The organism is Arthrobacter sp. TJ-265 (assembly GCF_058269135.1).
Genome location: NZ_JBZCND010000004.1, coordinates 40,151 through 60,166 on the forward strand (window position 1 = coordinate 40,151; position 20,016 = coordinate 60,166).

Here is a 20,016-nt window from a genome sequence, read left to right on the forward strand (position 1 = left end):
CGAAGGCGAAGCGGCTCGCCGATAATCGATATCTCGTAACCGGCTCAGGAGTTCGTTCGTGAGGGGCTTGCTGAGCCTGCGGTGTGTCGGCCAGAGCCCGGGTGACCCGACCCGTAACCATCAGGGTCGACCAACCGAAACAGTTCAGCCGAGGTCGATGCCTTGCAGCTGACGACGTGACGTGACACCGAGTTTCCGGAACACCTTTCGGAGGTGATAGTCCACTGTGTTCGAACTGACGAAGAGCTGCATCGATATTTCGGCGTTGGTGCTGCCCTGAGCGGCGAGCCTGGCAACAGCCCGTTCCTGTGGAGTGAGATCTGCTGCCGGCGTCCTCGCGGCCTGCGTATGCACCTCTCCAAGGGCGGCTAGTTCACGTCGGGCGCGCTCGGCCCAGCTCGGCGCGCCAATTCGTTGAAATAGGAGTAGTGCGTCGGAGAGGTGGCGGGTCGCAGCGCCTCGCCGGCGCCGTCGACGCAGCCATTCCCCGTACAACAGGTGGGTGCGTGCGGCGTCCATTTCGAAGACGGGCCCGGTGAGCAGGTCCAGGGCGTATTCGAATCGCGACGCCATGTCCTTGTCCTTGTCCTCAAGGTGAGTCGCAGTTCGCGCTTCCAGTGCTGCCGCCCAGGTGCTATCGGAAGACTTCCGCTCAGCCCTGAATCGCTCGAAGAGTCGTGTTGCACTTTGATGGTCACCAGCCCGCGCGGCGCATTCGATGAGATCCGGTAGGTACAGGGATCCGGTGAAGAACGGGTCGTCGTACCTGACTTGTCGGCCGGCTGCCCAGGCTTCCTTGTATCGGCCTTCCGACGCTCGAAGAAGCATCGTTCCGATGTGGCGTGATGAACTGCTCATGCCATATCCAAAGACCCGTGCTTCGGATGTCACGTCGTCCTCTTCAGTGACCGATTCACTTCCGAACCACCCCCGAAGAACCGGAAGGGTGGTGACCATGTCTGTCCATACTCTGGGCAGACCCATGAAGGCGATGATTTCTGCGGCGCTGGTCAGACGCTCCCTGCCGCTCTTGATTCGGCCCTGTTGCATGTTGAAATATGCCCCGAGCAGCAGGATGCGGCAGAGCACCAGGGTGGCACCCCGATTCCTCGCTGCATGCTCTGCCCGCTGAAGAATCGCCTCACACGCTTCGACATCCCGCAGAACGCAGGCGGCATAGGCTAGGCAAACAAAGCCCTGCAGGATCTCCTCGTCAGGGGTCTGCGGTGTCGTCGCCTGCCTAACGACGTTCCGCACCTGGGGAGCAGCGACCTCGAGCCCGTCAAGGATGAGACTGCTCAACGCGGCTAGGGCCTGGGTGGGCAAATCGGTGGTCGGCGCTGCTTCGCAGATTCGACGTGCTTCCTCCGCCACTTCTCGGGAGGACGTCCCGAGCACCATATAGTCCGCTTGTACGAGCGCCCAGTATGCGCTGGTGATCGCGTTCTTGGCCCGTGCGGGCGCAGAGGTGCGGAACAGTCGTGCCGCTCGAAGGAGTTGTTGAGGTCGATGCGCGTAGATGGGTCCCCGAACGGGTGCGAGAGTGTCCAGATCACACCGCGCCATGAACAACCGGCCCTTGGATAGGTCATCGAGCCGATCTGCGTCGAGCCTTCGAAGTATTGCGCCTGCTTGGGCAGGAGCTCCTGCCGCGATTCCGGCTTCAAGGGCGGCTAGCAGACGCTGGTCCTTGATGTGTGCCGCCGATGTTAGGGCTGCGGAGCGAACCAGTAGGTTCATCCTGGCCATGTATCCCCCGCGCGCTGTCGCCAGGTCTGCCGCTGTCTCGAGATCGTCAGCTACTTCATCGTCCAATCCGATGGTTGCCGCTGCCCGATGCGTTACCCATCGGTACGTGTCACCCCTGCGCTTCGCCACGTGGGCAAAGTGGCCGTGCATGGTGCGGACGTCGTGGCTGGGCAGGCCGTTATAGATGGCGGAGCGCACAAGCGGATGCCGGAACTTCACCGTTGTATCGACACGAACAAGGCCCGCGATCTCTGCGGGCCTTGATGCGTCTCTTGGTAGGCCGAGTGCGTCACTGGCCGCGGTGATCGCATCGAGGTTGCCGTCGGGCTCCGTCGCTGCTGCAAGAAGCCAGGTCTGCGTTTCGGGCGGAAGTTCGCGGCCCTGTTTGAGGTAGTGCACCTGAAGGTGTTTCCCCAGCGGTACAGGGTCGGGCAGAAGTTCTTCGCCACGCAACTGACGCTCAGTGAGCTCGGCGAGAAGATCCACCAGAGCCAATGGGTTTCCGCCAGTAGCACGGGCGATGTGCTGAGCTACCCGCAGATCGACCTTTTGTACTGACGATGCAGATATCAGCGTCAGTGCGTTCTCGTGGTCGAGACCAGCAAGAGTGCGTGAGGGAAAGTGCTCGAGTGCTGCGGGTTCAGATGGACTGGTGCGGGTTGCGAACAGCAGCGCGATACGTTCTGCGACAAGGCGCCGCCCGACGAAGGCGAGAGCATCCAGCGATTCCGAGTCCACCCATTGCGCGTCATCAATGAAGTAGACCACTGGCGCATCGTCGGAGATACGGGCCAGCAGATTCAGCAACCCCAAGCCCACCAGAGCGCGCGAGGCTGGTGGGCCGTGGGCAAGTCCGCCCGCGACCAACAGGGCGGAACGCTGTGCCTCCGTAAGGTCGTCCAGCATTGCCCGATGCAGTAGAACCAGCCGCTGGAGCGCCGCGTAGGGGAGGTCCGCTTCGGCTTCGACGCCGATAATAAGGACATGCTGCAACTGCGGGTGTTCATCAATGATCGACGTCAAAAGGAAGGTCTTCCCGATGCCTGCGTCGCCACGGATCACGCCGACTGCTCCGCGCCCTTCAACGGCCATCGATAGGAGGCCGGCCAACCAGATCTTGTCCTCAGAGCGCCCGATGAGCGGTCTCGACGGTTCCTGCCCGTCCATGGAGTTCCGTTCCTCGAGACCGGCGAGTGGAGGCCAGCGATCCTTCTCCAGCAGATCGTAGCAAGCGGTACGGAAGGTGAGAAGGAAGCGCTCCCACATGCGAGGTGTTCATGAGCTCTCTCGACGACGAAGTCACGTGACGGGCATCAACCGGGCCGTTCCCCTGCCCACGCGAACTCGGATGTGGCTTTCGAGCAACTCGCTGGATTGCTCAGTGTGTACCCCAGCACACACTGAGCATCAGGCACCTTCGGGGGCGGAGGAAGCCGGCCTCTAGGCAGTTGCCGTGGACGGGACGGTTCGCGCATGGGCGAGGGCCCAGGCGAGGGCGTAGTCGGCGACTTCTTCCCATCCGGGTTCAGCGCAGGTCCAGTGGGACCGGCCCTCGAACTCGTGATACTCCGTGAGTGCCGGGGATTTCGCCCAATGCTTGGCGTTCGACTTATTGACCGCCGGTGGCATGATGTGGTCCGCGCCACCGCCGATGAAGAGTAGCGGTGCCCTGTCGACCGAGTAATCCACCCATGTCTCCTGGTGCCCCGGCTGGAAGTTCGCGAGGAGCCCGTAAGCCCATACCCAGTTTCCCGGGGCAGCAATCGCATACCTGTTGAAGGCCGTGTCGGAGTCTTCCCGGCTGAGTGTGTTGGTGAAGGCGTAGTGCCATTCATCCGGGGTGAATCCGACCGCTCTACGGAAGTTGGCCGGGTTCTTCAGCGCCGGGAACAGGGAACGCGCCTGCGACAAGGGGGTGACACGCACACCTTCGGTCGGGGCCGAATTGATGACAGCACCAGCCGCTCCCAATCCCTGCGCGAGGAGCAGCTGCGTGAGGACCCCACCGAAGGAGTGCCCCACGATGATCGGCGGGGTCGGCAGAGCCCCGATGATGCTTGCCAGGTGAGTGACGGTGTCCGGCACGGTGAGATTCGCGATCACGTGTTGGTTTTCGCGTAGCGACTCCACCTCGATCTCGAATCCCGGGTAGGCGGGGGCGATAACGGTGAAGCCCTTGGATTCGTAGCGGGCCTTCCATTCTTCCCAGCTGCGAGGTGTGACCCAGAGCCCGTGGATCAACACGATGGTGTCAGGTTTGCTGGAGCTGCTCATGGCGGGTGGGGGTCCCTTCAGGGTTCGATGGTGAGGAGATGAATTCGAGGATGTCCGCATGCAGGCGATCGCGTTCAGTGTCGGGTAGACCGTGAGCGCCGCCCTCGTAAACCTTGATCCGCGCGTTCGGGGCGATCTGGACGGACAGTTTGCCGCTGATGTCGAAGGGAACAATCTGGTCATCGTCGCCGTGAATCACCAACAGGGGGACGTCGAATGTGGCGAGGTCCGGCCGGAAGTCGGTGGCACTGAAGGCTGCGATGCATTCATAGGCGTTTCGGGTGCCTGACTCGAGCCCCTGCCGCCAGAAGGCGTCGCGGGTTCCCTGGGGGACGTCGCCGGTGCGGTTGTTGCCGAAGAACGGGCCGTCAGCGAGATCGCGGTACAGCTGAGAGCGGTTGCTTGCCTCTCCCGCCCGGATGGCATCGAAGGTTTCAATCGGAAGTCCTCCGGGGTTGTCCTCCGTGCGGACCATCAGTGGTGGCACCGCCGACACCAGGATGACTCTCGCAATGCGATCGCTGCCGTGCCTGCCGACGTAACGTGTGATCTCCCCACCACCCGTGGAGTGGCCGATGAGCGTGACGCCCCGGACGTCGAGCGCGTTGAGCAAGGCTGCGAGATCGTCGGCGTAGGTATCCATCTCGTTGCCGTGCCATGTCTGCGTGGAATTGCCGTGCCCTCGCCGATCATGAGCAATAGCCCTGTAACCCTTAGTGGCAAGGAAATGCGCGGTCGCCTCCCAGGCGTCGCTGTTCAGCGGCCAGCCATGGCTGAGGAGAACAGGCGGTCCGTCGTCGGGACCCCAGTCCTTGTAGAAGATCTCGGTGCCGTCCTCGGTCGTGATGTAGCTCATGAGTACCTCCTGGTCGTCACGGCTCGGTCCCACCAGCGTCCTTGCATCTGACAGGAGGCGCACCACGAGCAATGCGTAGTCGTTCAAGGAAAATCGCGCCCGTTAATTCCGTAACTCGTAGCCGGCGCCTCGAAGCAGGTGGCACCGGGACCTCGCGCTGCATTCCCGGCACGCGTCAGAACCGCGGCCTTGTCATGGTGTGGGTGACAACGGTGAGCTGAAACGCTCGGACTTGGGGGGCCGTGCCCGCCCGGACTTTGTCCGCCGTTTCCGGTGAGGAGCAGGAGGCGAAGCGGTGAGGTAGGACACCCCAGCAGGCGGTGTGACCAACGACTCGTTTCGAGGCCTTGACCCTGTTGTCGGCACAGCCTCTTTACTGGTTCCAGCACACGACATCACGCCATGGCAGAGCGCAATCGGCGCCGCCTTAGAAGCGTGAGGACAGTGGATCGATCCACGCTCGTCGTGCATTAGAAGGAGGACATAATGGACAACCCGTATGAGGGCATGCAGGAGTGGGTTCAACAGCTACCCGAAATCGTGCAGCCGGTGGGAGTCGCGATCGCCGGGATGATCCCGTACATCGAGGGCGAGGGAGCCGCCGGCATCGGCATCCTCCTCGGGATCAATCCGGTGGTGGCAGCGGTCTCGGCGATGATCGGCAACTTCCTGAGCGTGCTCGCCGTCGTCACCATCAGCTCCCGTGTCCGGGAGAAGGTCGTCGCCTCTCGAGGAGGCGGCGGCGAGCCGGCAGGTCCTGCATCCGCCGCTCCGTCAGCCCGGCGCGCGAAGGGACAGCGGCGCCTGCAGGGCTGGCTCTCCCGATTCGGGGTGCCGGGCGCGAGTCTCCTCGCCCCACTCGCTCTTCCCACGCAACTCACCGCTACGTTCTTCGCGGCGTCGGGCGTCAGGAAGGAGCGGGTCCTGCTCTGGCAGGCGATCGCCATCGTGGTATGGACCGTCGTCATCTCGGCGCTTGCGACCGGGCTTGTCGGAGTATTGGGCTGGTGACGGAGACCTCGAGCGGGGCTCCGGGCGTCTGGCGTCATGGACTCATCGGTGGCACCGCCATCGACCGGTCTTCCCGGTACCGCCTCCACTGCGGTTCCGCAGGAGGGTTCTCTCTGCATCTTGACCGTGTGGTGGGAACATGGAGTTTCCTTCTGCAGGGTCGACCGATACATAGCAGGTGTGTCGCGACTGAACCGGTGACAATGAACGAAGAAGGCTGACGAGCATGGCCTGGAGCACCCAAGGAATCGCCGAGCTGGCCGGGACGACGGTGAACACCGTGCGTCACTATCATCGGGTCGGACTGCTCGAGCAGCCGGACAGGATGTCCAATGGCTACAAGCAGTACCAGGTCAGGCACCTCGTCCGTCTCCTGAAAATACGCCGACTACGGGATCTCGGTGTACCGCTCGATCAGATCGACGAAGTTGCCCTCGACGGCGATTCGTCGTCCGAGGCGCTGAGGGCGATCGACGCGGACCTCGCGGTGAGCATCGAGAGGTTGCAGCGTGCCAGGGCGGAGATTCAGGCGATCCTCCAGGGGTCCTCCGTGACGGGCGTCCCGGCAGGGTTCGAGGACGTTGCACCCCGCCTGTCCAAGCAGGACCAGTCGTTGATGCTCATCTACTCCCAACTGTACGACGACGACGCGATGCAGGATCTGCGGAAGATGGTCAGGGAGGACACAGATCCGGTGAGCAAGGAATTCGACGGGTTGGCTTCTGACGCCGACGAAACCGTACGCGCCGCACTCGCCGAACGTTATGCACCAACCATTGCCCATGCCATAAGGGATTACTCGTGGCTCACGGACCCGGGGAAGCACCTGTCGAAAGGCCTCGAGGTGACCCGGAACACGGTCATCGAATCGCTCACGGCTCTGTACAACCCGGCACAACTGGACGTCCTTGCCAGGGCGAGCGTCATCGCCGGTGGCCTCCTCAAGATCGAACAGGTCACGAAGGACGAGCGCGCGCCCTGACGCGGGCCCGAGGTATGTGGGCACCGAGGTGGCATCGACACCGCCCTTGCCTGCTGCGGCGTGACCGAGAAGGGTGACGTCTGGTCTCCACCTCCGGGCGCAGCCGAACCATGAACCCTCGTCGGTGCCGCGGAGTGCACGCTTACCTCGACCAGGGGCCGACCGCCCTGTCCCGGCCGGCCCGCTTCGCGCTGTACAGGCGGCGGTCCGCCTCCTGCAGCAGATCGGACGTCGTCGCCCCCTGGTCGCAGCCGGCGAAGCCGATGCTCGCCGTGAGGCGGAGGCCGCCGTCGATCCCGGGCCACCGGAGGGACCGGACGGCGGACAGCACCCGGTCCGCGACCTGCTCCTGATCGGTGTCCTGCTGCAGGACCAGCAGGAACTCCTCGCCTCCGATCCGGGCGACGTGCTGGACCCCGCCGCACGTCTGCAGGGCCGCGGCGACGGCGACCAGCACGTCGTCGCCCGCGGCGTGGCCGTGGCGGTCGTTGACCAGCTTGAAGTGGTCGAGGTCGAGGATGGCCAGGGACGCGGTCCACGGTCCTCGGGCCTGCCAGGTCCGGACGACGTCGGGCAGCGTGTCCTCCACCCACCGCCGGTTGCGGACCTTCGTCAGGGGGTCGACGGCGACGGCCGCTTCCGCCTGCTCCGCGCGCTCGAGCGCCTCGGTGACGTTCTGCTCGGCGAACAGGTGGTCCACCCGGGAGCGGCGGGCCTCGATCCACCGGCTCCGCGCCGCCTGGTGGAACTGCCGGTGGAGTTCGTAGGCTAGCCGGAAGTCGGCCGCGGACGCCGCGATGGCGGCGCGCTCCTCCAGGACGGTGGAGGCGACCTCCTCGAGTGCATGACTCACCGTGATCTGCTCCGCCCGGTCGAGGGCACGTCGCGCCGCGGGCAGGTTGCCGACCCCATGGTGGGCCTGCGCGAGCAGGAGCATCCGGGTGGCCCGCGTCTCCGGCTGCGACGTCGAGGCGTCGTCGTCGCCGGCCCGCTCCAGCACGTCGAGGGCGTCCCAGGGGCGGTTGTCCGCCAGATGGCCGCGGGCGAGGACGTCCGACAGTTCGGCTTCGAGGTCGGGGGATGAAGCGATCACGGCTTCCAGCCGCCGCATCCAGAAGCGGGCCTCGTCCGGCATCGACTCGTCGAGTGCGGAGTGGAACGCGTTCGACGCAATCCGGGCCAGGAGTTCGGGGTCGGCCAGCTGGTCCGCGAGGGCGAGCGCCCGTCGGGACACGTCGAAGCCGTGCTGCAGGAGGCCGGCGACCAGGAGGCCGAGTGCCTGGCGTGTCAGGAAGTTCGCCCGGAGCCGGGGCTTCTCGGTGCCGTCCAGCAGTGTGACGGCGATCGTCGCCTGCTCGGCGCCGGAGCCGGAGTGCCCTGCGATGAGGTCCATCATCGCGATGAGCGCATGGCAGCGGCTCGCGAGCCGCGCGTCGCCCTGCTCCGTGGCCCATTCGAGGATCTCCTGGCCCCGAGTCCTCGCGCCGGGCGCGCCGTCCGTGCGGGCCAGCGCGTCGAGCCCGGTCACCTCCGCCCAGAACGCGACGTCGAGCCGCCCGAGTGTCTCCGCGAAGGCTCTGATCTCGGCTGCGTCCGCCACGGCGCGGGGGAGATCGGTGCTGATCTCGAGGGCCTCGAGGGTGGCGATGAGGTCGCTCTCCTGCGCGAGGCGGAGGGAACCGCTTTCGATGACGGCGTCATTCATGGTGTGGCTCCAGGGGTCGGGGCAGCGCTGTCCTGCTGACCGTGGAGCGTGAACGAGACCATGGTGTGGCGCTGATGTGCCGGATGAGACTGGTGTGCTCAGTCTGCCGTGCCGAGGGCGTCACCTCAAGGGTCACGGCTGACGGGTTTTCCTCGCGTCGGGCAGCGCCAGCGGGAGCTGGAATGGCTTCCGGCTCCTCTGAAGGGGCAGATGCGCGCCGAGATCCACGCCCGGCGCCTGATGACCCTCACCGGGCTCATCGAACTGGTGTTCAAGGAACCGCTGGATGCCAAGAAGCAGGAACAGACGGTGCTGTCCATGGCGATCGCGGTGGCCGCGGAGAAGGCCGAGAGGGAGGACCGGCAGCCGCTGGTCAGCGACGTCGTCGCCGCCATCAAGTCCGCACCGCCGCAGATCCAGTCGGCGCTGCTCATCGAGGAGTCCACGGAGTACCTGCCGCAGGTCAAGAATCTCCTGGCCGGGTTGAACGCCCTTGGCGAGCACGGACCGTTCGGGGACGTGTTCTGCCAGCAGACCACGAAGGAAATGAAGATCGACACCTCCGTTGACGTCGACATTTCTCTCATCGACGAGTCCCAGCTGACGCTCCGGGCTGCGGTGCAGACGGTGTGCTGGTCCTACGGTCAGCCCGGCGTCGGCCGCGAAGACGCCGGCCGACGCCGGGCTGATGGAAGAGCGCCATCACCTGATGATCATGGACGAACTCTGGCAGTCCCTGCGCGCCAGTCGCCCTGATCCATCTCGGGGAAGCCTTCACCCCGGTTCCCACCGACCTGTCATGGAACCCGATCGTATTGGCGATCGGTCTTGCCACCGGGGATCCGTGGCCGGCAGCGGCGAGCTGGTTGCTCGGCGCGGAAGCGGTCGTGGTCATTGCTGCCTTTGCGTGGTGGAGCACCCGACCTGTGTCCAGGACCGCTGAGGCGTCCCGTCGGATGAGTCCTGGCGGGAAGATGCGCCCGGCGATGCTCGATGCGCGCCTCACCGAAGCGGCCCGGCTCCATCCGGACGCTGAGGGCATCGGCCCGGGCCTGACGATCGGGTACGCCGGTGACTCCGGCACGAAGGCAGTTATCCAGGGCTGGCGTGAGTGCTCGATCCGTGTGTGGGGGACCGGGCGAGGCAAGACGACAACGCAGGTCGTCCGGCACGCGCTCGAGGCACCCGGCGCCTACATCAAGACCAGCAAGAAGGTCGACGGTGTTGCCGAGGTCCTGGCCGCCCGCTCCGATACCGGGACGGTGTGGCTGTTCGACCCGCAGCGGATCTGGCGCGACAGTCACCGGCCGGCGATGATCTTCAACCCGCTCACAATCGTCACCGACACCGTGAGCGCCGGCGAGGTAGCGTCGATCTTCGAAACCTCGTCCGCCCCGAACGCCGGCCAGGGCAAAGGGGACGCCCAGTTCGACTCGCAGGGACGCGAATTTCTGTCCTGGTGCCTGCTAGCCGCCGCCAAGAGAAACGGCACCATGAGGGAGGTGCTGCGGTGGGTGTCCTCGGCGGACTTCATGGAACCCGCCGAGCTCCTCGAAGCCGCCGGGCACGTGGGCCCCGCGTCGGCGTTGAAAGGCATGAACGGCCAACCCGAGGACACCCGCGGGTCCGTGGCAGCCAGCGCCCAGCGCATGGCCTCGGCCCTCGTCCATGACGAGCTGGTGGCGTGGTCGACGCCCACCCCGGGCGTCCCGGCGTTTGATCCGGCCCGGTTCGTGACCAGCAGGGACACCCTGATCCTGCTCTCGCAAGACGCCGCCGGCTCCGGTGCCGCATTCGTGTCCACGCTGGTCTACGCGGTGTTCACTGCCGCGCAGCACGCCGCACGGCGCGCCGACGGACGCCTGCAGGTGCCTCTCGTGGCCGACTTGGACGAGGTCGGGAACGTGGTCAAGCTCAAGCATCCGCCCGAGTGGTACTCGTTCTTCGGGTCGATGGGCATCGTCGTCAGCGCCTACTTCCAAACCCGCGGGCAGGGGTGGCCATGCTCGAGCGCACAGGGTGGGACACCCTCTGGTCCGCGGCCGCGATCAAGGTTTACGGCGGCGGATCCGACGACACCGCGTTCCTGGACTCCCTGACCAAGGTCATCGGCCAGTACGACGCGAAGATCCGCAGCACCTCCACCTCACGGAACGGATCCTCGAGGTGGGTGCAGACCCAGCGGCGGGACATCCTGTCCGTCGCCCGACTCTCCGACCTGCCCACCAATCGGGCGTGGGTGAAAACCTCCCACGGCGGCGGAACCATCGTCCGCACCATCCCCTGGTTCCGCGACAAGGCGCTCACCGCCCGCATCGGACCCACCCTCGACCGCATCCAGGCAGGACACCACCCATGACCGACATCCTCCACGACCTAGGTGATGACGCAGCTAGCACCCGACCTAACGGTTACGACGACGAGACGGAGGGTTTCGCGTTTACCCCGGAGGAATTGGTCGACTGGGTGGAGTCCCTGATGGCGATGCTCGAGTCCGTGGACCGGTCCCAGCACCAGTACTGGTGCCCCGAATGGTGGAACCACCCCGAAGCCATCGACCGGTTCCGGGCCCTGTACGAGCAATGGCTAGAGGCCCAGGCGAACGGTGGCATGTCGTCCTGGTGGATCGACCACTTCGACCGCCACGCGACCGTCTTGTTCGCCAAGCGGGGGCCTTTTGGGGAATGTGGAACAACTCATGTCCCGAGGACTGCCCGGCGGATGCTTGCAGTTGAACAACCAACACCAGGGTGGGGATGGTGCGTCGAACTGCATCACGGCCTCCAGCCAGACCACTTTCTGTGATTCTGTGTCTCTGCCTTCCCGTGAATTGACGCCCGCCAGTGGAGCTGCGCGACTCCTGGTGCGGTTGACGCAAGAACGAACGGATGGCCTGCGTTGCTTTTGTCCGCCGCGCGCTTAGTGGGCGTCATCGCAATTGATGACTCAGGCGCTCTCTTCTCCCTTGTCGTCTACTTCTTCGACCCACGACGGCGGTTCGTCGCGGCCCTGCTCCTCGTCCTTCTCGGCAGCCTCCGGGGTTTCCTGTACGATGCCCTGCGCGTGGTGTGTAGGGGCGTAGATCGTGTAGAGACGCAGTGGCTCGTCCCCGGTGTTCTCCACATCGTGCCAGGTGCCGGCGGGCACTTGGATGCTCCAGCCGTCCTCGACGTCCTGCTGGAAGGAGAGGTCGTCCTTCGAGGGACCCATCTTCACGCGGCCCTTCCCGGCGTCGATGCGCAGGAACTGGTCGGTGCCGTGATGTACCTCGAGGCCGATCGCTCCGCCGGGCTCGATCGACATGAGCGTCACCTGCAGGTGCTTGCCCGTCCAGGCGACGCGGCGGTAGGCGGTGTTCTCTGTCGCAGCACTCTCGATGTCGAAGGCGTTCGGGTTCGGTCCGTTGTCGGTGATGTCCATGACCGCATTCTGTCCCATGTCCTGCCCGGAGTGCCAGAAAGGGAAGAAACGTCGCGCGATGACATCTCGTCAGGCGGGTCGCTATGCCGTCAAAGCTCTAGCGGAACACCGTTAGTCAGAAAAGACGGCCCGTTCGTGACTCCATCAATTCGCCGATAACCTTGGATTATATCAATCAGAGCTTCGAAATCCCTTGTTGGTGGTCTCCCCCGGCAAGAGCGAGCTTGCGGGGCAGAACCTGTGCACCAACCGTGGTGCCCCTGACAGCGAGGTTCCAGTTCTGGTCAGCAAGTAATCGTTGGTCCACCTTGATGCTGACTACCTCGCCGTCCACGAGTGTCCCGTCACAGTTGACGATGACCAGGTCCATGCGATTTCCCATCTTCGTCACTTCCTTTCGGAGCCATCCAGGCTGGGAAGACCGCGCGGCTGCTCAAATTTTGCTACCGGTTGGTTCTTCGTCGAACTCCCGTTAGCAGCGCTCGGTTTTGTCCGCCGCAAGTCCGTATGTTCGTAAGACTTACGGAACGCCACCTAGTCGATTAGATTCCGACGACGGCAGCGATGAGCGCAGACTAATACGCGAGGTACGCGTAGTCGCTTGCGGCTCGGATTGCCATTTCAGCGGCGCCGAGGAGGGCTGCGTCCGCGCCGAGTGAGGCTGTCACGATTGCAGGAACGTGCTGGATGCGCCCTTCAAGTCGCGAGTGAAGTGAGGGCGCCACGAAATCAAACTCTCGGTCAAGTCCCTCACCTAGAACAATGGCTTGCGGGTCCAAGATGCTTGCGATCGCGCCGAGCGCCCGGGCTACGTCATCCAGAACCCGATCCGCGAGGGGCTGCGCGCCCGGGTCACCTGAGCGGGCTAGAGAGATGAGCTCCATTGCGGAGATGGCACCATCATGGGGAATTCCTGCGTCGTCTGCCAGTCGCGTGATGGTGGGGGCACTTAGCCGGCTTTCGAGATCACCCGTCTGGTCGAAACGCTTGCCCAAGGAGGACGGTTCGACGAGGAGAAACCCAATTTCGCCTGCCGCAAAGTTGGCGCCTCGGTAGAGGGCGCCATTCGCCACGATGCCTGCTCCAAGGCCTCGTTCGAGTAGGAGCGTCACGAAGTTCGGGCTGCGCCGCCCAATTCCACGGTGTAATTCGCCGATGGCCAGGGCGTTTGCATCGTTTTCGACGACGACCTCGACAGACCGTCCCTCTTCAAGCTGCTGCACGCTGAGGTCACCCCAGCGTGATTGATCAAGACCCGTGATGGTACGAGCGGGCGTCACGATGGCCGTGACGGACACGCCGATCGCGAGAACCGGGGTGCCGCGCTCCTGCCCGCGTCGCTCGAGCTTAGCCAAGAGTTTTCTGTAGGCGCTCACACCCTGTGTCGGGGAACCGGGCGGGACGGCAAGGTCGAATCGTTCGATGATCGCACCCTCGAAATCAACAAGCGCACCTGTGATGTCTTCCGATCGGACCTGAACTGCTGCGACGACGTGTGCTGTGCCGACGAAGGCCAGCACGATCGGCGGCCTTCCCCCCGTGGAGGTCTCGACACTGTGGTGCGCGACGAGGCCGTCCGCTATGAGGGCCGCAGTGATTCGGTTGATGGTCGCCGAGCTGAGTCCTGTCGCCTGGCCGAGTTGTGCCTTCGACATCGGGCCATGCCCCTTCAGCGCATCCAGGATCGCCGTCTGATTGACCAGCGCGAGCGTGCTCGTCGTGGCGGCAGTGCGCGATCGAACCTGCCGCACGGGGGTTTCATCCGCTTGGTTCGCCTTCAATGGCACCTACTCCCCTCTCTTTCGCCGTTCTGTCCATCATGACGTGCCCGGCACTCCTTCATGCACAAGCAATTGAGGAGACCGTTGACGCCACCCGGTGACGCCGTTACGCTCATACTACTTCTTTTCAGTCTGATCTATAAGAAAGTCGGTGGAGCATTGCCTGTATTTGTTGGCATCGACGTCGGCGGCACAAAGACTCACATCCGCGTAGAGGATGAAGCATTGAGTATGCGTGAGCGGCGTGTGCCGACGCATGAGTGGTTACAAGCGCGCAGCCTTGATCATCCGAGCAGCGTGGCGGCCCTGCTCGCGCTAGTTGCAGAGATCACGAGCACTGCACACGACGTGCCACTCGTCGTAGGAGCCCATGGCTGTGACACCGCTTCACAGATCGAGGCTTTCAAGGCCGCTCTCGCCTCACAACACCCCGGTCCCGTCCTCGTGACGAATGATGCCGCTCTCGTGGGCCCGGCGGCCGGTGTCGAGCACGCCATTGGTGTGATTGCCGGTACCGGCTCAATCGTGGTGGGGACAGCACATGACGGGACACCCATCGCCGCGGGCGGACATGGGTGGATGATCGCGGACCCAGGAAGCGCGCCGGGCATTGCACGAGAAGCAATCTTGGCTGTCATCAGGCGAGCAGACGCCGGCGACGAACCTGAACTTCTCGGACGTTCCCTCATGAGTCACTTTGAAGCCACGGATGTGAACGAGCTGGCGTGGATCTTCATGTCGACGGCAACCATGCACCGTTGGGCCAGCGCAGCGCGGATCGTTTTCGCCGCCGCCGAGGCCGGCTCGGCCGCCGCGGTGAGCACGATCGAACGCGCCGCGGCCGAGCTCGCGCGACAGGTCACACTCGTTATCGATCGGGGCGCTGTTGCCGACGCCATTGTGGCCGCCGGTGGAGTGGTTTCCAATCAACCGCTTCTGGCGCGGGCACTTGAGACGGAACTCGCCCTCTCCGGTGTTACCCAGCCCTTCCGCGTGCTCGACACGCCCCCCGTAGGCGGCGCGATCAGCCTCGCCCGGCGGCTTGAACGATCAGAGCATGACAACACACTCGCGGTCAGAACAGACCGCCTCACGGCTGTAGAAGCTACACGGCCAGAAGTTGAGCCATCACGTCCGACGCACAGCTGAACCTAAAAATTACGAAACCGACGAATCACTGACCAATGGAGGTCGACATGAACACCGTCAAGGCAACGACATACCGCGGCACCGTAGTAGGGGGGCTCGCGATCACACTGGCACTCACTGGATGCAGTGTCACGGGAGTCTCGAATGCAGGTGGTTCCACCGGTGACGGCACCGGAACCGTCAACGCTCTCTTCATGAAGCAAGCGGGCTACACAGAGGAGGACTACGCCGAGATCGTCGCGGATTTCGAGGATGAATACCCCGATATCGACGTCAAGCCCACTTTCGTCTCATACGAGGCTCTGCACGACAAGATCGTCACCTCGGCTCCCTCTGGAAGCTACGACGTGTTCCAAATCGACGTGATCTGGCCGGCAGAGTTTGCGTCAAAGGGCATTGTCGCCGACCTGACTGACCGGTTCCCCTCGTCATGGCAGGACGACATGCTTCCCGGTGTGCTTCCGACGGCCGAATACCAAGACAAGTACTACGGCGTGCCCAATGGCCCAGCCACCAAGCTTTTCTACTTCAACCGAGACATGGTTTCCGCAGTCGGAGCTGACGAGTCCGACCTTGCTACGTGGGACGGAGTGCTCGACGTCGCCCGAAAAATCAAGGCGCAGGGGCTCAGTGAGTACCCGATCGCGTGGAGTTGGGCCCAGGCCGAGGCCCTCGTCTGTGACTACGCACAGATGCTAGGAGCGTTCGGTGGAGAATTCACCGACGACCAGGGCAACCTCGTCATCAACAACGAGGCCGGAGTTGCAGCGCTTGAATGGATGAAGACCACCGTCGACGAGGGGCTTTCGAACCCGGCATCGACGACCTTCCTCGAGGATGATGTGTCCAAGGCGATGGCTCAGGGTGAAACTGCTTTCGGCCTCAACTGGGACTCTACGCTTCGGGACCTGCAGGATCCGTCGATTTCCTCCATCTCAGCCGGAGTACTGCCCACGCCATCCGGCCCTTCGGGTGAGCGCCCCGGCGTCAATGGCGCCATGGCCTACTCGATCGGAGCGAACTCAAAGAACCAGGACGCCGCGTGGGAGTTTATTTCCTTCCTGACAAGTCAAGGGGTTCAGGACCGGTATGTGGGAGCGGGGCTGCCTAACTGGGCGTCGAGCTACTCCGACCAGGCACTCGTCGAGACAAACCCGGAGATCTTCGAGGTTGCAGAGGCTGCGTACGATGCCTCGATCCTCCGGCCGGCTGTACCGAACTACTCGAGCGTCTCCCAAATCATCCAGGTCGAGTTGCAGAACGCACTCCTGGGTACCAAGTCCGCGCAGCAGGCTATGGATGACGCCGTCACAGCAGCGAACGAAATCGCAGAAGGCTGACGATGGTCGTCGCGACGGCTGCAAAGCCGCCTGAGGAGGGAACCACGCCGCGCGAGGCTGAACCCGTGCCCGGGAAAGCGGTGAAACGCCGGAAGGAGCGACAGGGACGCCTCGCATTCTGGCTCTTACTGCCGGCGTTCCTTGTGGTGTTCGGCGTCATCGTGTATCCGATGTTCCGGACACTGCTCATCTCGCTCTTCGAGGTGAAATCAGCCGTCGCGACCGACACCCCGTTCGTCGGCCTCGCAAATTATGCCCAGGCCCTCACAAGCGAAGGCTTCTGGGACGCGATGGGTCGAACCCTGTACTTCACTCTCGCGTCAACGGCTCTTGAACTCGTCTTCGGACTGGCGATCGCGTCATTGCTCAATGCGCGTATCAGGGGCCGTTGGCTTCTGCGGGCCCTCGTCGTGTTGCCGTGGGCTCTGCCAACTATCGTGAACGCAGCGTTATGGAAGGGCATCTACAACGCCCAGTACGGCGCACTGAACGGGTTGCTCTCGCAATTGGGCATCATCGACCAGTACCAGGCGTGGTTGTCCGACCCCTTCACCGCGCTCAATTTCGTCATTATTGCTGATGCGTGGAAGACGACTCCACTCGTGGCGTTCTTCCTGCTCGCTGGTCTCACCACCATCCCCCAGGAGTTGTACGAGGCCGCGCGAATGGACCGCGCCGGATGGTTCCGCACGTTCCGCTCCGTAACGATTCCGCTGCTCGCGCCGGCGATCGCACTCGTGCTCGTGCTGCGCACCGTCGAGGCGGTGAAGGTCTTCGACATCGTCTACGCGATGACGAGGGGCGGTCCGGCGAACGGAACGCAGACCATTTCGTACTACACGTACGTGACGGCGTTCTCTGAACAGAACTACGGACTCGGTTCGGCGATCTCCTACCTGATCGTGATCGTCATCCTTGCCCTGTCCGCCCTCTACCTGCGACTGCTCCGACGGTCGGAAATGAGCCTGCTGTGAAGCGCACCGTCCGGGGCAGTATCTTGATCTACACGGCTGCCGTTGTCGTCGCCATCGGTTGCGTTGCACCTCTGGCGTGGATGCTTCTCGCGAGCGTCTCCACCCAGAGTGACATCGTCGCGCGACCCGTCCGATGGTGGCCGAGCGAGTTGTATCTCGACCGGTACACGACCGTCCTTTTCGACGCATCATCACCCGTGGGCGCGTCGTTCCGCGCTGCATTCATGAACTCGCTCGTCGTGGGCACGAGCACTGTCGTCATCTCCATGGTGGTGGGCATTTTCGGCGCTTACGCCTTCGCGCGGCTGCGCTTCCCGTTCCAACGCACGACTCTCATGATCTTCCTCGCAACCTACATGCTGCCGCAGGTGGCGCTGCTCATTCCGCTCTACCTCATCCTCAGCTCGCTCTCACTGCTGGACTCGAGGATCGGGCTCATCCTCGTCAATTGCGCCCTGGTCGTTCCCTTCACTCTCTGGATCCTGAGCAACTACTTCGCGACGATTCCGGCGGATCTCGAGGAAGCAGCCCGCATCGACGGAACGACGAGATTGGGCGCACTCTTTCACGTCATCCTCCCGTCGGCGAAACCAGGCCTGTTCTCGGCAACGATGTTCGCGTTCCTACTCGCATGGGACGAATTCATGTACGCGCTCATTTTTACCTCGACGGATGCCGCAAAAACCCTGCCCGTCGCAATCGCGGAGTTTACCGGCCGCTATACGACCGATTTCGGGCTGGTTGCAGCGGGCGGCCTGATCGCATCGGTTCCACCCGTCCTCATCGCACTCCTCTTCCAACGCCAGGTCGTCAGCGGTCTCGCCGCCGGCGCCGTCAAAGGCTGACAACCCACAGCAGCACGAAAGGAACCCTCATGCAGAACCGTGAAACTTTCTCATGGACCGTCTGGAACCAACCGAGCGCTCTCGAGACCGCGACGCGCCACATCAGCACATCGGTCACGAAGGCGTCGATTGCGCCTTGGAAGCCTGGTGAGACCGTTGCTGTCATCTCCATGGGAGCCTCAAGTCACTCCGCGAACGCACTCATCTGGGCTCTCACCGAACAGGGCGTTCGTGGAGTCAATATCACCGCATCTGATCTCTTTGACGCCCCGGACGGCTTCGAACCAGGTGATCACAACCTGATCGTTTCCGAATCCGGCCGCAGCCCGGAACCAATCGACGTAGCTCGCCGGTTGCGCGCGGGCAGCCGAATCGCGATCACCAACTACCCCGAGGCCGAGATAGCCGAAGTCTCTGATGCTGTCGTATCTCTCGGGGGTATCCCCGACTCACCCGTCTACACGGCGGGCTACATTGCGACGCTCGCGGCCTACTCCGCGCTCCTGCGTGCCGCAGGATTGCCGGATCGATCCTTCGACGAATCCACCGTGCCGGCAATTGTGCAGGAATCGCTCGACCGGTATGGTCCTGAGGCCGACGACATCGCAGAGTTCTTCGATGACGTCTCGTTCGTGGACTTCGCAGGACTCGGTGTCTCATTTACCTCCGCAGCCCAAGGCGCCCTCGTCTTTCGGGAAGCACTGCGCTTGCCCACAGCGGGCTACGAGCTCTACCAGTACCTTCACGGGCCGATGGAGAGTGCCCGCGAAGGAACAGGCCTCGTACTCTTCGGCGACAGTCGGGGGCTCGGAATCGTAGCCTCCCAGGCAGAAGCCGGGGTGAAAGTCCTCGTCGTCTCGGCAAGCAAAGACGACGAGCTCAACGCGATGCCCCACAGGAATGTGCGCGTGATCCGGCTGCCCGAGGCAAGCAGCGGCTTCACGCGAGTGATTGCGGAAACCGTCGCACTTCACGTGGTGACCGAGGCGATCGCCAAGCGCCGGGGCATCACAATCGAGGAATTCCTCTACAGCCAGCCCGACACAAAAATCGGGAAGGATGATGACGAATAGGTAGCCTCATAGCGGGAGTCGCCTGACGCTTCAGATAGGTGCAGGCTTCTATTCTGGGACACCCCGGCGGCTACTTAACCGCCGGGGTGTCCACTACCTCACCACAAACAACTCACCCCTAAACCGCCGATATTTATCGTTATGTCAACTTACGTTGACGCAGCCCCTACTCGGCGCTGTTCGAGCCGATCTGGTCGAACGCTGCGGTGAGCTCGTCGACCGCCGGCAGTGCGCGCTGTCCCACGGTCGGCAGGCCCTCGCAGATGTAGGTGAATACAGCCATCGTTGTAGACGCCGGAGAGGGTCGCGACGTCATCGGTACGAACGGCTTCTGCCCGCACCGCCTCATGGGCGGCAGGCTGCGGTCGTGATTCACGGTGATCGTCGCCAGAGCTCCTCCGCGGGTCACTGTCTTGTCGTTGTCGTCCCCGAGGTTTACGTATAGGCGGTTGGCGTCGCGGCCGGGTGCCGGCCCGGTCGGTCCGCGCGTCGAGGATGGCGTGCTCGGCGTCGACAGTGGCACCTTAGGTGCGGTTCACGGTCGCGGTGTAGCCGAGCCGGCCGTGCTCGCGGAGGTAGCAGGCGTCGAGGGTGATGCGTCGTTGATGGCATAGCCGCGTCTCCTATGCTTGGTGCACCACCGAACTGCAGTCCTTTCCCACGTCTGCCCGCCGCAGGACCCGCACGGATGGCAGGAAGGACCGTCATGACCTCGGACAGCAGCGCGGACGAGCAGGGCGTGGTGAGACCGGTGGCCGACGCCGTCGAGCAAACCTCCGATGCACGCCGCTGGGACATCACCGTGCGTCTCGGCTTCGCCACCATCCGCACCAAGGTCGGACGCGCGTGACGCCGCG

At 63.7% G+C, this 20,016-nt stretch carries 19 protein-coding genes; 12 read left to right on the plus strand and 7 right to left on the minus strand.

Annotated elements, in window-relative coordinates; all coding sequences use genetic code 11:
• Nucleotides 1-144: 144 nt before the first annotated feature.
• From AC4D2E_RS13970 to AC4D2E_RS13980, 3 genes are all read right to left on the minus strand, one after another.
• Nucleotides 145-3,015, minus strand: coding sequence for a helix-turn-helix transcriptional regulator (locus AC4D2E_RS13970; RefSeq protein ID WP_490953006.1), 2,871 nt, complete (start codon nucleotides 3,013-3,015; stop codon nucleotides 145-147).
• A 174-nt stretch (nucleotides 3,016-3,189) separates the two neighbouring features.
• Nucleotides 3,190-4,023, minus strand: a complete 834-nt coding sequence (locus AC4D2E_RS13975; protein ID WP_490953007.1) for an alpha/beta hydrolase — start codon at nucleotides 4,021-4,023, stop codon at nucleotides 3,190-3,192.
• Nucleotides 4,001-4,879, minus strand: a complete 879-nt coding sequence (locus AC4D2E_RS13980) for an alpha/beta fold hydrolase (RefSeq protein ID WP_490953008.1) — start codon at nucleotides 4,877-4,879, stop codon at nucleotides 4,001-4,003. The genes AC4D2E_RS13975 and AC4D2E_RS13980 overlap by 23 nt, the downstream gene beginning before the upstream one ends.
• A gap of 486 nt (nucleotides 4,880-5,365) precedes the next feature.
• On the opposite strand from AC4D2E_RS13980, the gene AC4D2E_RS13985 reads away from it, so the two are divergent.
• On the plus strand, nucleotides 5,366-5,890 hold the full coding sequence (locus AC4D2E_RS13985) for a small multidrug efflux protein (RefSeq protein ID WP_490953009.1): 525 nt from the start codon (nucleotides 5,366-5,368) through the stop codon (nucleotides 5,888-5,890).
• Between the two features lie 226 nt (nucleotides 5,891-6,116).
• The gene (locus tag AC4D2E_RS13990; protein WP_490953010.1) at nucleotides 6,117-6,872 is read left to right on the plus strand and encodes a MerR family transcriptional regulator; all 756 of its coding nucleotides are present in this window, start codon (nucleotides 6,117-6,119) and stop codon (nucleotides 6,870-6,872) included.
• Between the two features lie 142 nt (nucleotides 6,873-7,014).
• On the opposite strand, the gene AC4D2E_RS13995 is transcribed toward AC4D2E_RS13990, so the two are convergent.
• Complete coding sequence (locus AC4D2E_RS13995) at nucleotides 7,015-8,577, minus strand: GGDEF domain-containing protein (RefSeq protein WP_490953011.1); 1,563 nt, start codon at nucleotides 8,575-8,577, stop codon at nucleotides 7,015-7,017.
• A gap of 210 nt (nucleotides 8,578-8,787) precedes the next feature.
• On the opposite strand from AC4D2E_RS13995, the gene AC4D2E_RS14000 reads away from it, so the two are divergent.
• The 4 genes from AC4D2E_RS14000 to AC4D2E_RS14015 all read left to right on the plus strand — a co-directional run bounded on the left by AC4D2E_RS14000 (nucleotide 8,788) and on the right by AC4D2E_RS14015 (nucleotide 11,382).
• Nucleotides 8,788-9,333 (plus strand): hypothetical protein, encoded by a 546-nt coding sequence (locus AC4D2E_RS14000; RefSeq protein WP_490953012.1) that lies wholly within the window; start codon nucleotides 8,788-8,790, stop codon nucleotides 9,331-9,333.
• Between the two features lie 200 nt (nucleotides 9,334-9,533).
• Nucleotides 9,534-10,676: a type IV secretory system conjugative DNA transfer family protein gene (locus AC4D2E_RS14005; protein WP_490953013.1), complete on the plus strand. Its 1,143-nt coding sequence runs from the start codon at nucleotides 9,534-9,536 to the stop codon at nucleotides 10,674-10,676.
• Nucleotides 10,580-10,936 (plus strand): TraM recognition domain-containing protein, encoded by a 357-nt coding sequence (locus AC4D2E_RS14010; RefSeq protein ID WP_490953014.1) that lies wholly within the window; start codon nucleotides 10,580-10,582, stop codon nucleotides 10,934-10,936. Before AC4D2E_RS14005 ends, AC4D2E_RS14010 begins: the two co-directional genes overlap by 97 nt.
• Nucleotides 10,933-11,382 (plus strand): DUF4913 domain-containing protein, encoded by a 450-nt coding sequence (locus AC4D2E_RS14015; protein WP_490910336.1) that lies wholly within the window; start codon nucleotides 10,933-10,935, stop codon nucleotides 11,380-11,382. The genes AC4D2E_RS14010 and AC4D2E_RS14015 overlap by 4 nt, the downstream gene beginning before the upstream one ends.
• A 141-nt stretch (nucleotides 11,383-11,523) precedes the next feature.
• Here the strand turns inward: AC4D2E_RS14015 and AC4D2E_RS14020 are convergent, their stop codons facing one another.
• The 3 genes from AC4D2E_RS14020 to AC4D2E_RS14030 all read right to left on the minus strand — a co-directional run bounded on the left by AC4D2E_RS14020 (nucleotide 11,524) and on the right by AC4D2E_RS14030 (nucleotide 13,784).
• Entirely contained in the window at nucleotides 11,524-11,997 is a 474-nt protein-coding gene (locus AC4D2E_RS14020) for a cupin domain-containing protein (protein WP_490953015.1), read from the minus strand.
• A gap of 175 nt (nucleotides 11,998-12,172) precedes the next feature.
• A complete protein-coding gene (locus tag AC4D2E_RS14025) occupies nucleotides 12,173-12,367 on the minus strand; it encodes a hypothetical protein (RefSeq protein ID WP_490910334.1) in 195 nt (64 codons plus the stop codon).
• A gap of 205 nt (nucleotides 12,368-12,572) precedes the next feature.
• Nucleotides 12,573-13,784 carry an ROK family transcriptional regulator gene (locus AC4D2E_RS14030; protein ID WP_490910333.1) on the minus strand — a complete coding sequence of 404 codons (1,212 nt, stop codon included), beginning with the start codon at nucleotides 13,782-13,784 and terminating at the stop codon, nucleotides 12,573-12,575.
• A gap of 54 nt (nucleotides 13,785-13,838) precedes the next feature.
• Between AC4D2E_RS14030 and AC4D2E_RS14035 the strand changes: the two genes are divergently transcribed.
• From AC4D2E_RS14035 to AC4D2E_RS14060, 6 genes are all read left to right on the plus strand, one after another.
• Nucleotides 13,839-14,927, plus strand: coding sequence for an N-acetylglucosamine kinase (locus tag AC4D2E_RS14035; protein WP_490910332.1), 1,089 nt, complete (start codon nucleotides 13,839-13,841; stop codon nucleotides 14,925-14,927).
• Nucleotides 14,928-14,974: 47 nt separating this feature from the next.
• Nucleotides 14,975-16,267, plus strand: a complete 1,293-nt coding sequence (locus tag AC4D2E_RS14040) for an extracellular solute-binding protein (protein WP_490953016.1) — start codon at nucleotides 14,975-14,977, stop codon at nucleotides 16,265-16,267.
• 2 nt (nucleotides 16,268-16,269) lie between these two features.
• Complete coding sequence (locus tag AC4D2E_RS14045; protein WP_490910330.1) at nucleotides 16,270-17,241, plus strand: carbohydrate ABC transporter permease; 972 nt, start codon at nucleotides 16,270-16,272, stop codon at nucleotides 17,239-17,241.
• On the plus strand, nucleotides 17,238-18,086 hold the full coding sequence (locus AC4D2E_RS14050) for a carbohydrate ABC transporter permease (protein WP_490910329.1): 849 nt from the start codon (nucleotides 17,238-17,240) through the stop codon (nucleotides 18,084-18,086). Before AC4D2E_RS14045 ends, AC4D2E_RS14050 begins: the two co-directional genes overlap by 4 nt.
• Nucleotides 18,087-18,115: 29 nt before the next feature.
• Nucleotides 18,116-19,159: an SIS domain-containing protein gene (locus AC4D2E_RS14055; RefSeq protein WP_490910328.1), complete on the plus strand. Its 1,044-nt coding sequence runs from the start codon at nucleotides 18,116-18,118 to the stop codon at nucleotides 19,157-19,159.
• A 706-nt stretch (nucleotides 19,160-19,865) separates the two neighbouring features.
• Nucleotides 19,866-20,009 (plus strand): hypothetical protein, encoded by a 144-nt coding sequence (locus tag AC4D2E_RS14060; RefSeq protein ID WP_490953017.1) that lies wholly within the window; start codon nucleotides 19,866-19,868, stop codon nucleotides 20,007-20,009.
• Nucleotides 20,010-20,016 lie beyond the last annotated feature (7 nt).